General features: G+C 68.8%; 13 protein-coding genes. 8 read left to right on the top strand and 5 right to left on the bottom strand.

Annotation, left to right across the window (positions count from 1 at the left end; translation table 11 throughout):
- Window positions 1-96: 96 nt before the first annotated feature.
- The 4 genes from E9536_RS06060 to E9536_RS06075 are packed head-to-tail and all read right to left on the bottom strand — an operon-like array spanning window position 97 to window position 5,011.
- Entirely contained in the window at window positions 97-1,641 is a 1,545-nt protein-coding gene (locus E9536_RS06060) for a TolC family protein (protein WP_059813697.1), read from the bottom strand.
- Complete coding sequence (locus E9536_RS06065; RefSeq protein ID WP_136469489.1) at window positions 1,628-3,691, bottom strand: FUSC family protein; 2,064 nt, start codon at window positions 3,689-3,691, stop codon at window positions 1,628-1,630. The genes E9536_RS06060 and E9536_RS06065 overlap by 14 nt, the downstream gene beginning before the upstream one ends.
- The gene (gene mdtN, locus E9536_RS06070) at window positions 3,672-4,721 is read right to left on the bottom strand and encodes a multidrug transporter subunit MdtN (RefSeq protein ID WP_059697609.1); all 1,050 of its coding nucleotides are present in this window, start codon (window positions 4,719-4,721) and stop codon (window positions 3,672-3,674) included. Before mdtN ends, E9536_RS06065 begins: the two co-directional genes overlap by 20 nt.
- Window positions 4,718-5,011, bottom strand: coding sequence for a hypothetical protein (locus E9536_RS06075; protein WP_011354664.1), 294 nt, complete (start codon window positions 5,009-5,011; stop codon window positions 4,718-4,720). Before E9536_RS06075 ends, mdtN begins: the two co-directional genes overlap by 4 nt.
- A 567-nt stretch (window positions 5,012-5,578) precedes the next feature.
- On the opposite strand from E9536_RS06075, the gene E9536_RS06080 reads away from it, so the two are divergent.
- The 6 genes from E9536_RS06080 (at window position 5,579) to E9536_RS06110 (ending at window position 10,526) form a co-directional block, all read left to right on the top strand.
- On the top strand, window positions 5,579-6,727 hold the full coding sequence (locus tag E9536_RS06080) for a metallophosphoesterase (protein WP_027789391.1): 1,149 nt from the start codon (window positions 5,579-5,581) through the stop codon (window positions 6,725-6,727).
- A gap of 179 nt (window positions 6,728-6,906) precedes the next feature.
- Window positions 6,907-7,512: an alpha-ketoglutarate-dependent dioxygenase AlkB gene (locus E9536_RS06085; RefSeq protein WP_247873417.1), complete on the top strand. Its 606-nt coding sequence runs from the start codon at window positions 6,907-6,909 to the stop codon at window positions 7,510-7,512.
- A 342-nt stretch (window positions 7,513-7,854) separates the two neighbouring features.
- Complete coding sequence (locus E9536_RS06090; protein WP_027789389.1) at window positions 7,855-8,061, top strand: hypothetical protein; 207 nt, start codon at window positions 7,855-7,857, stop codon at window positions 8,059-8,061.
- 328 nt (window positions 8,062-8,389) lie between these two features.
- Window positions 8,390-8,554: a prepilin-type N-terminal cleavage/methylation domain-containing protein gene (locus E9536_RS06095; protein WP_247873418.1), complete on the top strand. Its 165-nt coding sequence runs from the start codon at window positions 8,390-8,392 to the stop codon at window positions 8,552-8,554.
- Window positions 8,555-8,896: 342 nt separating this feature from the next.
- The gene (gene tecA / locus E9536_RS06105) at window positions 8,897-9,376 is read left to right on the top strand and encodes a type 6 secretion system effector deamidase TecA (protein ID WP_027789388.1); all 480 of its coding nucleotides are present in this window, start codon (window positions 8,897-8,899) and stop codon (window positions 9,374-9,376) included.
- 256 nt (window positions 9,377-9,632) lie between these two features.
- The gene (locus tag E9536_RS06110) at window positions 9,633-10,526 is read left to right on the top strand and encodes an IclR family transcriptional regulator (RefSeq protein WP_027789387.1); all 894 of its coding nucleotides are present in this window, start codon (window positions 9,633-9,635) and stop codon (window positions 10,524-10,526) included.
- Between the two features lie 103 nt (window positions 10,527-10,629).
- Here E9536_RS06110 and E9536_RS06115 read toward each other — a convergent pair whose 3' ends face one another.
- Window positions 10,630-11,709, bottom strand: coding sequence for a porin (locus tag E9536_RS06115; protein ID WP_060083660.1), 1,080 nt, complete (start codon window positions 11,707-11,709; stop codon window positions 10,630-10,632).
- A gap of 445 nt (window positions 11,710-12,154) precedes the next feature.
- Here E9536_RS06115 and E9536_RS06120 point away from each other — a divergent pair, with 445 nt between their 5' ends.
- Both E9536_RS06120 and E9536_RS06125 read left to right on the top strand, forming a co-directional pair.
- Window positions 12,155-12,472, top strand: a complete 318-nt coding sequence (locus E9536_RS06120; protein ID WP_027789384.1) for a non-heme iron oxygenase ferredoxin subunit — start codon at window positions 12,155-12,157, stop codon at window positions 12,470-12,472.
- Window positions 12,473-12,475: 3 nt separating this feature from the next.
- Window positions 12,476-12,787 carry a recombinase-like helix-turn-helix domain-containing protein gene (locus E9536_RS06125; protein WP_027789383.1) on the top strand — a complete coding sequence of 104 codons (312 nt, stop codon included), beginning with the start codon at window positions 12,476-12,478 and terminating at the stop codon, window positions 12,785-12,787.
- The last annotated feature ends 11 nt before the right edge of the window (window positions 12,788-12,798 follow it).

Below are 12,798 nucleotides of genomic sequence, written 5' to 3' on the forward strand. Positions count from 1 at the left end.
GAGTGCTGCAACTGTCCACGATGGTTCCTGAAGGAAGAATGGGCGGCATTCTAGTGGGCGGCGCGCGCATGCGTCAACCGCCTCGCGGCGGTCGTGCTACTGCGCCGAGCCGATCGTCCCCGTCGCGAGCGCGAGCGCGGCGGCCGCGGACAGCGCACCGGCATAGCTGTCGACCTCCGCGTTGCGCGCGGCGAGCAACTGGCTTTGCGCGATCGTCGCATCGGTGACCGAACCGACGCCGTTCCGGTACGCGGTCAGCGCCGCGTCGTAGCTCGTCTGCGCAGCATCGACGAGCGCCTTCGCGGCGTCGTGCGACGCAAGGCTCGTCTGCACCGCGTTCTGCGCGGCGACCACCTGGCGGACAGCTTCCTCCTTGGTCCGCGTGAGTCTCGCGGACGCGCTTTCCGCGTCGTTGCGCGCCTGCATCAGCACGGCCGAGCGCATGCCGCCGTCGTACAGCGGGATCGTCACGCCGAGGAACACGCCGCCGCCGTAGCGGCTGCCGTTCAGGTTGACGGTCGGTGACTGGTCGCCGATCGCGGGCAGCGCGGAGATGGACGTGCCCCCGCTCGCGTACGACGTCGACGCAGACAGGAAGATCTTCGGCATGAACGCGGCTTCCGCGGCCTTGATCTTCGCGCGATTGGCTTTTTCAAGCGCGAACGCGCCCTGAAGGTCGGGGCGGCGCGCAATTGCGTCCGACACGATCGCGTCGACCGACGAGCCGAGTGCGGGCGGCAGCGGCCGCTTCGGCAGCGCGGCGATGGTCGGCTTCGACAGCGGCGAGATGCCGAGCGCGGAGACGAGGGCGAGGTAGCTGTCGCTCTCCGCGCCGTTCGCCTGCACGAGCGCGAGGTTTGCCTGCGCGCGATTCTGCGTCGCCTGCGCGAGCTCGACGACCGTGCCGACGCCGTGCTTGAGCCGCGCGCGGGAGGCCGCGAGGATCGCGTCCGCGTTCGCGAGGCCCTGCTGCGCGCTGAGGGCGCGCGAGCGCGCGGCTTCGTAGCGGTAGTACGCGACGGTCACGTCGTGGATCACCTGCTGATGCACGGCCGTGAACGCGACGTTCGACGCGATCGACGCCTGCTCGGCCGCCTCGACGCGCGCCGCGCGGCCGCCGAAATCGAACAGCAGCCATTGCAGCGACAGCGCCGAGATCGTGCCGTGAACGGTGGTGTCGCTCGACGAGTCGCCGAGGATTGTCGACGTCGAGCCGTGGTTGGCCTGGTACGCGCCCATGGCCGTCGCCGACAACCTCGGCAGGTAGGCGGCCTTGGCCAGGCCGACCGCGAGCGCCGCGTTGCGCGCGTCGTTCCAGGCGATGCGGGTCAGCGGGTTCGCCGACTCGGCGAGATCGATCAGTTCGGGCAGCGTGTACGCGTGCGCGGCATCGAGCGCAGCCGGCGGCGAGACCGACGCGAGCGCGGGCGACGCAGGCAGCGTGTAGTCGTGCGAACCTTGCGCGGACGCGCGCGGCGGGCCCGGCACGATGTCGCCGGCAGCCGACGTTTGCGGCTGCCATGGGCGGTCGGACGCCTCCGGCGCCAGATCGATCGACGACGTCGCGCAGCCGGCCAGCGCGACGGCGGTCGCGAGGGCGGCGGCGGCGATCGAGGCGGCCGGCGGTTCAGGTAGGCGCATGGGGGGCAGGCTCCTTCGGTGTGGCTTGACGGGCGGCGTCGGCGATGTGCGCGAGCCGCGTGTCGATCAGGTTCAGCAGCGCGTCGCGCGCGGGGTCGGCAGGGGCAAGGCCCGGCGCGGTGGCCGGCGGTGCGGGCGAATCCGCATGACGCGCGGCTTCGTCGTCGAGCGGGTCGGTCACGCGCGCGAGCTGCGCGGCGATCGCCGCGTCGCCGGGCTTGCGTTCGGCGAGCAGGAACAGCGGGCCTTCGAGCGCGCCGAGTTCCGCGAGCGCGCGCCGCCGCGTGGCGAGCCACGTGGCGGCCGGACGCACCCACGACGGTTCGTAGTGAACCAGCCCGAGCGCCTGCGCGATCGCACCGTGGCGGGCGAACGCGTCGGCCGCGAGCGCGCGCCGCTCGGCCGGCTGCGCGACCTGCGCGAGGCGCCGCCACTGGTCCGTCAGCGCGGCGAGCCCGGCGTCGATCTGCTTGCCGATGCTGACGGGCCAGATGCGCGTGAACACGAGATACACGACGACGTTGCCGAGCAGGATGCCGATCGTGCGGTCGCGCGCGATCGTCAGGTCGAAACCGGGGCCGGCGCCCTGGATCACGCACAGGAAAAACGCGAACGCGATCTGGAAGCCCGCGTACGCGATGCGCGGCGAGCCGAATGCGACCCACGCGGCGAGCCAGCCGCCGGCGAACACCAGCGCCATCAGATGGCCGACCGACGACAGCGACGGCACGACGAACACGAGTGCCGCTGTGCCGAGCAGCGCGCCGACGATGCAGCCGAGAATCCGCAGCGTGAGCTTCTCGACCGTCTCGGCCGTCGAACCGAGCGACACGATGTAGCAGGTGACGACGCACGTATGGATGCCCGACCAGTCGAGCTGCGAATACAGCAAATAGCAGAAGATCGCCGCGGCGGTCGTCTTCAGCGCGTAGCGGATGTGGTCGGGATTGGTGCGCGCGTCGGGCAGGAAGAAGCCGCCGCGCGGTGCGGCGGCTTCCGCGGCGGCAGGCGTTCCGGGCGCGGCCGCCGGCGTGTTGGCCGCGGCGGCCGGTGCATCCGTCGCGGCTTCGGCCGCTGCGACCGGTTCCGCGAAGCGCGTGATCGCCGCATGGATATCCGTGACGGCGACGCGCGCGAGCGGCGGCAATGTGTCGGCCGGCGGCAGCGTGAGCGTCACGTCGACGGGGTAGCCGCCCTGGTCGAGGATGTCGGCCATCTCGTCGAGCGTCGCGGCGATCGGGGTGGCGTACGTGTCGGGCAGGCGCGCGCCCGGTTCGCGATCGGCCAGCGCGACGCCGACGAGCAGCGCGGTGCTCGATGCCACGGCCTGCCGCAACGCCGCGAAGTCGGCGGCGGACGACGAGCCTTCGAGCGTCGACAGCTTGAGCCACGTGAGCAGCTGCTTGTCGCCTTCGTGAAGGCTGGCATCGAATGCGTCGCGCGCCGCATCGTCGCCGCGCAGCCGCTGCGCGGCGAGCCGCAGGCGCTTCGCGAGCTGCGCGTGCGCGAGCTTGCGCGGCGACGGCGCGATCAGCAGGTTGACGACGATCGCGACACCGGCCGGGATCGCGATCGTCAGCCAGATGTACAGCAGCGCGCGCGTCGCGGCTTCGCCGAACGGCGCGAGGCCGAGCTGGTCGAGCCCGAAGCCGACGATCATCGCGAGGATCGCGCCCACCGGGCGCAGCTTGCTGGCGGACGTCAGGTACAGGAGCGCGACCGACAGCACGGCCATGCACGCGACCCGCAGGATCGAATAGTCGATGCTGAAGATCGCGATGCCAAGCACGAGCCCGATCACGATCGTGACGATCAGCAGCAACGCGGCCGCGAGCACGACGCTCGTCACGCGGTCGGCACGGATCATGAAGAACACGACGTATGCGGACAGCGCGGCTTCGGGCGTGCCGTATGCGGCCGTCACGAACGCGGTCAGCGCGCAGATCAGTGCGACCCGCGCGGCAATCGACGCGCGCCCCGGAAACGGTGCGAGCAGCCGCAGGACTTCGCGCGGGCCCGGCGAGCGAACCTCAGCGGCAGGCAGTGCCATGCCGGACCTCGACGATCGCGCTGGCGCCGACGCGCACGAGCGTGCCGTCGGGTTCGTCGAGCTTCACGCGCACCGGGAAGCGCTGCGCGACGTGCACCCAGTTCACCGAGTTCTGTACGATCGGCAGCGAGCGCGGCAGGTTGATGCGCGCGCTGTCGGCGATGCCGGCGCCGATGCCGACGACCTTGCCCGTCAGCGGGCGGCTGCGGTCGATCATCGAATACACGGTCGCGCAGTCGCCGACCGCGATGCGGCTCAGTGCCGTCTCGCGGAAATTGCCGACCGCGAACCATTCGCGTGCGTCGATCAGCGTGAAGATCGACTGGTTCGGCGCGAGGGTTTCGCCGGCGAGAACGGTCAGGCCCGTCACGAGCCCGTCGTGCGGCGCGCGCACGACGGTGTCTTCGAGCGCATGCTGCGCGCGCGCCAGCGCGGCCTCGCGCGCATGCAGCGTCGCGATCGCGTCGGCTTCGTCGCCGATCGTCTGCGCGGACGCGCGCTGCTGTTCCTGTGCCTGCGTGAGCGACACGGCTGCGTCGCGCTGGCGAACCTTCGCCTGGTCGAACTGCTGCGCGCTGACGTAGCCCTGCGCGGCGAGCGGGGCGAGCCGGTTCACGTCGCGCGTCGCGAGATCGTGGTTCTGCGTCGCGCGCTTGACCTGCTCGGCGGCCACGGCCGCGTTCGAGCGCTCGCCGATCAGCGAACGGCGGCGCGTGTCGAGCGACGCGCGCGCGAGCTCGAGGTCGGCCTGCGCCTGCGCAACGGTCAGCCGGTACGGCACGGGATCGATCACGTACAGCAGGTCGCCCTTCGCGACGCGCTGGTTTTCATGCACCGCGAGCTGCACGATGCGGCCGCCGACCGGCGACGCGACGTGCACGACGTCCGCGTCGATCGACGCGTCGTCGGTGGACGGGTAGGCCGTCGTGCGGTGGTACGCGTATACGAGTGCGGCGATGCCGAGCGCGACGATCGCGAGGGCGATCACGCGGCCTTTGACGGAGGGGCGGGCGGTGCCGGCGGCCTTCATGCGAACGGCCCCGTGCCGGTGAGCCACACGATCACGGCGACCACGAGCCCGATCGCGGTGCAGACGGCAAGCTGGTAGGGCACCGTGGCGGCCCAGCCGGTCGCGACGAATACGCGGTGCGCGACGATCGCACCGATCACGCCGACGATCGCGCTGACGAGCCAAAGCGGGAAATATGCGCCGAACAGGACGTACGACGGTGCACCGCGCGATGCGCAGCCCGCGAGCGGCAGGGCTGGCGCAAGGACGGCGGCGACGCGCAAGGGCGCGCGCGGCGTTGTTTTTCTCATGATGTGACGAGCTCGACGGTGGGGGTGGATGCCGGGCGCGGCGCAATGTGGATCGTCGCCGCGACGACGATTCCGGGATACGGAGCCGATAATAAATCAGCGCGATGCGGATCGCCAGCCATCCTTCCTGCTCACCATGGCGGGGCGGTGGCGGTTCAGGGGGCGTGTCCGCATGGCCGGCATCGCGTTTCCGCAACCGGGGGCAACGCAGACCGGGGCGTCGCGATTCTGCCAGTGCGGGCTCGCGTAGGGTTGCTAACGGACTGTAAAGGATCGTCAGACGAACGGAGCTGGGCTGAATTTGCGATGTCGGGAGAGCGGAATCGGTCCGGAAACGGGCGATTGTCGTTCTAACGCGCGGGAATCAGGCTGACCTGGCTGGCCGATGAGGGCGCGGTCGCGCGCCGTGCCGGACGGCATCGACGCCAAATCCGGCGACCGGTCGTCGCCGCCGCGATCTGTGTACCATCGTACGCATGGCGCGGCGCGCGGAACGGAGCCTCACGGCCTCGTGCAACGCACGTCGCGGAAGCGTCAAGGCCGTATCGCAACGAAGGTGAACGTTCCATGCGAAGTTTTTTTGTCCGGTTCATTGCAATCGGCGTGTTGTTCCATCTGTACGTCGGGATGCGGATCATTCCCGATGCGTTCGCGTCGCCGGTCGTGCGCACGATCGCGGCGCTCGTGCTGGCGAGCTTCGTCGTGCTGATTCCGGTCGGCATGTTCTCGCGCCGCTTCGACGAAGGCTGGGCCGCGACACTGGTCGGCTGGGCCGGCTCGGTCGTGATGGGCTTCTTCTCGTCGCTGCTTCTGCTGACTTTCCTCCGCGAATTCGTGCTGCTCGGCGTGTTTGCATGGCGGCATCTCGGGCACGCCGGCGCGTGGCCCGGCGCGGCGACCGGCACGGCGCTCGGCGTGCTGGCCGCCGCGGCGTTCGTTACCGTGGTCGGGTTCGTCGGTGCGCGCCGCACGGCGGCGGTCAAGCGTGTGTCGATCCCGGTCGAGGGGCTGCCGGCGGGGCTCGACGGGCTGACGATCGTGCAACTGTCCGACATCCACGTCGGGCCGACGATCAAGCGGCCCTATGTCGAACGGATCGTGCGCGCGGTCAATGCGCTCGATGCCGACCTCGTCGTCGTGACGGGCGACGTGGTCGACGGCTCGGTCAAGCGCCTGCGCGAGCACACGGCGCCGCTCGGCCGCATGCAGTCGCGGCACGGCAGCTTCCTGGTGACGGGCAACCACGAGTATTACGCGGGCGCGCACGCGTGGATCGACGAATTCCGGCGCATCGGGCTGACGGTGCTGCTCAACGAGCACGTGCTGATCGAGCATGACGGCGCGCACGCGGTGCTCGCGGGCGTCACCGACTTCACGGCGGGCGGTTTCGATCCCGCCCATCGCAGCGATCCCGAGCAGGCGCTGGCGGGTGCGCCGCGCGAGGTGGCCACGAAGATCCTGCTCGCGCACCAGCCGCGCAGCGCAGAAGCGGCCAACCGCGCCGGGTTTACCGTGCAGTTGTCGGGGCACACGCACGGCGGCCAGTTCCTGCCGTGGCCGCCGTTCGTGCGATTGCAGCAGCCGGTGATCGGCGGGCTGAGCCGCTTCGGCGATCTGTGGCTCTATACGAGCCGCGGCACCGGATACTGGGGGCCGCCGAACCGCTTCGGCGTGCCGTCCGAGATCACGCTGATCCGGCTGACGCGCGGCGGGTAGCGCACGGTTCCCGTCCGGGGGAAACCATTCGCGGGGCCGGCGCAAACCCGTCGTCGGCGGGAGCCGGGCGGGCGGCAGCCTGCCTCGTCTGCGAATGACAGCGCATGGCGGCGTGCGATGCCGTTGGCTAGTATGCAGGCATGCACCGTTCGCTCCGCTCATCGCCCGTTCCTCCCGACATGTCGACGCCCGATCTCTTTGCTGGCACGCCCGCACCCGACGTGGACTGGTACCCGGACTGGCTGGCGCCGCCCGATGCCGATCGCGCGCTGGCCGCGCTGATCGACGAGGTCGCGTGGCGTCAGGACACGATCCGCACGCCGCGCGGACGCATTCCGTTGCCGCGGCTCACCGCATGGCAGGGCGAGCCGGATGCCGTCTACGTGTATTCGGGGATCCGCAACGTGCCGGCGCCGTGGACACCGGCCGTGTTCGACCTGAAGCGCGCGGTCGAGGCGACGTGCGGCGCGCGTTTCAACAGCGTGCTGCTCAACCGCTACCGCAACGGGCTGGACAGCCTCGGCTGGCACGCGGACAACGAGCCCGAGCTTGGCGATGCGCCGGTGATCGCGTCGGTGAGCCTCGGTGCGATGCGCGTGTTCGACCTGCGCCATCGCGCGACCGGTGTCACGCATGCGTATCGCCTCGTGCACGGCAGCCTGCTCGTGATGCGCGGGCGCACGCAGGCCGAATGGCAGCATCGCGTGCCGAAGGCGCCGGGCGTGCAGGGCGAGCGCGTGAACCTGACGTTCCGGCGCGTGATGCCGGGTGGTGCGGATCGGTAACGATCCTCGTCGCCGAGGTGCACGGATCGCAGGGCGATTCGCGCCCCGTTTCTTTGCGGGGCACGGGCGACCGACACACGCAAGCGGTCGCGTGTGCGGCACGTTGACGCACGAATGTCGCGCCGTGCGCCGTGAAACGGCGCTGAGCCCCATCCCATATGGGTTTCAGGTAGATTCGATCGACCACCCGGTACCGATAGATGAGTGAAACCTCTGATGGTGCGTCGCAACAATCCTTGACTAGACTGTCGAATGGCAGAAGCGCGTCGTATCCCGGCGCGACCCTTTCGACATGCCCCGAGCGTTGCCGATGCGGCGCGCAAGGGGGCAGGAGTAAAACGCGTGACCGTAATCGACCCTTCCTTCGAACCCTCGCTGCACGTCTTTGAACAAGACGGCGGATGGCAATGGGCGCTGACGGTGAAGCGGGCGACCGGCGTCGGCGTGAAAGTCGTTGCGTTCAGCCGGGAAGGCTTTCGCGGCGAGGCCGAGGCTTATGCCGCCGGCCAGCTTGCCCGCGCCGAGTATGACGCCGCCGTGACGGCTTGACGCCGTCGCGGCGATTCCGCCCGAGGATCGCTTTCACCGCTCACCACCCGCTGCCGGGTGTTTCTTTCTATCGCTTCCCGTTTTCCATCCGTTTGCCCGCCCGCCGGGCCGCGTTGCGCCGTGCCCGTCGCGCGATAGCGGATGCGGCGCGCCCGGGCGCCTGGCCGTCCGGGCCGCCCGCGCCAAATGGTCCGTACCATTCGACACGTGTGTGCCATACGCGGCGCTTAACGTCCGTGCACGGCGTCCGTCGCGCCGGTGATGCGGCTGCATGCCGCGATCGGCACGCCGGACGACGGACGCCGACCCATCGACAAGAATGCAGGTCATGTGCGACGACAGAACCGACTACAACCGCCATGCGCGCGGCGGATCGCGCACGGCGCGGGCTCCGCAACGGGGATTCACGCTGATTGAGGTGCTGATCGCGCTGGCGCTGGGTGCCGTGATGCGCGCGATCAACTGCACCGCTATCTCGAGGCGCGCGTGCTGAACGCGAGCGCCGCCGCGCCGCCGCCCGCGATCGTCGTGCGCGCGTGGATCGGCCCGAACGGCGCCGTCACGCGTGTCGAATTCGCGTCGCTCGGCGACACTGCGGCAACTGCTCACGGTCGGCCGCCCTGGCGGAACCGCCGCCGCCCGACATGCTGCAGCCGTTGGGCGTGCACCTGCGGCTCGCGCCGAATCCCGATGCGGCCGCTGCCGCGCCGGCATCGGCCGCCCGCATGCCGTGACGCCCGGGCCGGAATGCGGGCGTGGCCGGATATCGTAATAACATATGACGTTATTGCGTCGGCAGGACGATGACGTCCTGCTTCTTCACGAGGAGCCACCCATGCAACTGAGCCAGTTAGGCGGGCACGTCGCCCAATCCGGTTTCGCCGAACGGCAGAAGCACGCGCAGGCGCTGATGTTCGGCATGGCCGACATCAACGAATACGTGTCCGGCGGCGTCTGCTATGACGCCGCGGCCTATGTCCGGTATCTGCTGCGCAGTGACGCGATGATCGCGCCCGGTGCGCTGCTCGACACGATCGGCCAGCACTGGCGGACCCGCTTCAACTTCGAGACCGGCGGCGAGTGGGACGGGCGCGCGGGCATTCCGGCCGGAACCGCGGTCGGCTTCTCGCGGGGCGGCACCGTTTTTCATGCCGCGATCGCCGTCGGCGGCAGCCGGATCCGGGCGATCAACGGGGGCCGCCTGGGCAGCGGCTGGATGTACGCGGTCGACCTTGCGCGGGTGCTCGAGCCGGACGCGGCCGGCGGATTCACGTATGACCGCGCGAACATCCGGGTTCACCTGTCGCGCCTGTAGGCGGCGCGGCATCGGCCGCCGCTCGCCGCGCCCACGGCCGGCATCGCGTCGTCCGGCGATTTCCGCATGGCGCCGCGCTGTCCATCGCTGCTATCCTCTCGACCGTGAATGACTATTCGTGGGGCCGTGGAAGCGCATGTTGCGTCGCGGCGATTCACGCGGGTGCGAGCCCGCGTGCGCGCCGGGCTCGCATGGCCGCCTGTCCACGACGATCCATGACCCGTTTCGTGATTGATTTCCTTCCGTCCATGTCCACATGGTCAAGACAACGATGAGCGACGCGCCTGAATCCGCGGCGCCCGGCGACGACGAATCGTCCGGCGGCGCATCGTCCTACCTGGTGCCGGGGCTCGAACGCGGGCTGCGGATCCTCGCCGAATTCTCCGCGCGCGAGCCCGTGCTCGGCGCGCCCGAGTTGTCGAAGCGCATCGGCATTCCGCGCACGACCACGTTCCGCCTGCTGCAGACGCTCGAAGCGCTCGGTTTCCTCGAGCGCGTGAACGGCGACCGTTATTTCCGGCTCGGCGTCGGCGTGCTGCGGCTCGGCTTCGAATACCTGAATTCGCTCGAACTGACCGATCTCGGCACGCCCGTGCTCGAGCGGCTGCGTGATACGACGGGGCTGTCGACGCATCTGCTGATCCGCGACCAGCGCGACGTCGTGTTCGTCGCGAAGGCGCAGAGCAATGCGTCGATGTTCGGTTCGGTGAAGGTGCACGTCGGCACGCGTCTGCCCGCGCATGCGACCGTGCATGGCCACGTGTTGATGGGCGACCTGACGCGCGACGCACTGCGCCAGCTCTATCCGGAAAAGCGGCTCGAGCAGTTCACCGAGCGCACGCCGGGCACCGTCGACGAACTGTACGAGCGCGTGCGCCATTACGCGCGGCTCGGTTATGCGGTCAGCGAGGCGGCGTTCGAGAGCGGCATTTCGGCGGTCACGGCGCCCGTGCGCGATCACTCGGGCTCGATCGTCGCGGCGATCACCGCGACGGTGCCGCGCTCGGAGATCGGCGAGGCCGGCGAGAAGGAGCGGCTCGTCGAAGCCGTGTGCGGCGCGGCGGTCGATCTGTCCCAGCGCCTGAACTATCGTCCGCTCGAAAGCGACCCGACGTTCGCGCACGCGCGCCACAAGGTCGCGATGTTCTGACGCCGACTTGTCGGGCGGGCCGCCGCACGCGGCACCGCAATCAAAAAAACGAGGGGCCCGCGGGCCCCTCATTTCATTTCAGGCACCGACTGCCTGACGCCGTTCAGAACGAGTGGTGGATCCCGGTGAGCACGACCACCTGGTTCGCGGTGCTCGACACGCCGGCCGTGAAGAACGCGGCCTTTGCACCGCCCGAACCGTGCTCGTACAGCACGTTCGCATAGAGTTGCGTGCGCTTCGACAGCGAATAGATGTCGCCGAGTTCGACCTGCGTCCAGCGGCGGCCGGCCAGCGTCGTGGTTGCCGCGCCGCCCGCGATCGTGTTGAACGCGCTGCTGCGGTAGTTCACGCCCGCGTCGTAGCTCTGGAACGTGTCCGAATAGCCGTTCGACTGCATTTTCGTGCGCGTGTACAGGCCGTGCACGAGGAAGTCGCCGAACTGGTAGGACGCGCCCGCGCCGATGTTCTCGACCTTGTTCGCGATGTAGCCGTTCGCGGTGTTCTGCCCCTGGAAGGACGTGATGCCGGTCGTGCCGATCAGGATCGAGCGGTCGTGCTCGTTCGAGTACACGGCCGACGCCTTGAACGGCCCGTTCGCATAGTTCAGCGCGACGCCGACCGACTTGCCGGTCGAGAAGTTCGTCGTGTTGCCGAGCGCCATCGTCGCCGCGGCCGAGAAGCCCGCGAAGGTCGGCGAACGATACTTGACCGCGTTGTTGTACGGCACGTTGCCGGTCGCGGCGAGCCCGTCGATGTTGCCGGGGTGGAACGCATACCAGCTCATCGCGAGGTAGGCCGTGCTGAGCGGATCGAGATAGTCGAACGACAGCGGCGTCTGGCGGCCGAGCGTCAGCGTGCCGTAGCGTTCCGAGCTGAGGCCGACGAAGGCCGCGCGGTTCCAGATCGTGTTCGCGGTCGCGAACTGGCCGTTGTTCGTATAGAAGCCGTTTTCGAGCTGGAAGATCGCCGACAGCCCGTCGCCGAGGTCTTCCTTGCCCTTCAGGCCCCACCGGTCGGGCTGCGTATTGCCCTGGATCATCGCCCATTTCGCATGGCCGCCGACGTTGTTCACGTATGCGACCCCCGCATCCATGCTGCCGTACAGCACCACGCTGCTCTGCGCCCACGCGCCCGACACGGCGCCCAATCCGATCACTGTTGCTGCTACCGCATGCTTGACCATTTGATCTCCTGAATCTCCAACCTGATGAAAACGTGCCGTGGCGGCCTGCGCGGGAACGGCCTGCCGTTGCGCGTCTTCGCCATCGAGCGGGCATTTTTTATGTTCCATACAAGGAACAACGTGCCTCTGATGGAATGGAGTATAGGGGCGTCGAGCGCCGTATCAAAAATAATTTTTTCGGGACGGATGGAATCCGTGCCGCTGCCCGGTTGCGGTGCACGACGCCCGAAAAAAGGCCGTAAATGCCCGCTACACAACAAAAAATTACATTTGGCAAGGCAGGCGGAAGTGACTGCCGACCCGATGGTCGGTGTTTTCCCTAGGACGTGCAGCTTTTTGTTTTACTCGTGAAAAGTCGCTCCTATAATCACCATCCATAAACTGCTGTTCCGGGTATGGAACAAATCGGAACAAACCGAGAGTCGATCAGAAGGAAGGGTGTGAGATGTCTGAACAATGGATTTGCGCCGGGCACGCCGGCGCGCTGTCGGAAGACACGCCGATCGAGTTCAAGCGGACCGACGGCGTCGAAATCGGGATCTACCGCGTCGGCGACGACGTGTATGCGCTCGAGAACGTGTGCCCGCATGCGTACGCGCTGCTGACGCAGGGGTTCGTCGACGAAGGCACGGTCGAATGCCCGCTGCACGAGGCCGTGTTCGACATCAGGACGGGCGAATGCCTGAAGGGTCCGGGCGGGCGCGCGCTGAAGCAGTACGCGGTGCGCCTTGCCGGCGAGGAAATCCAGATCAAGGTGGAGTAACCGATGAAAGAAGCGACCGTCAACTTCAATCCCTTCCTGAAGCCGTGGGTGGCGCCGCAGCCGAACAACGTCGCGGGCAAGGGGCAGATCGAGATCCCCGGCCAGGTCGAGAACCAGGTCTGGCAGAACCGCAAGGCCGCCCCGACCCAGTACGAAAACGACCTCGGCGATGCGCTCGAACGCGTGTTCGAAGCCGGCGCGACCGAGCTGGACGATGTCGTCGCGGGCCTGAACCGCATCGGCTTCCGCGCACCGGACGGCACCGCGTGGACCGCCGAGCGCTTCCGCGCCGAAATGGCCTCGCTCGCGGAATGACCGCGCCGAGC

This window comes from Burkholderia sp. LS-044, from assembly GCF_004803625.1.
Classification (GTDB): Bacteria; Pseudomonadota; Gammaproteobacteria; order Burkholderiales; family Burkholderiaceae; genus Burkholderia; species Burkholderia cepacia.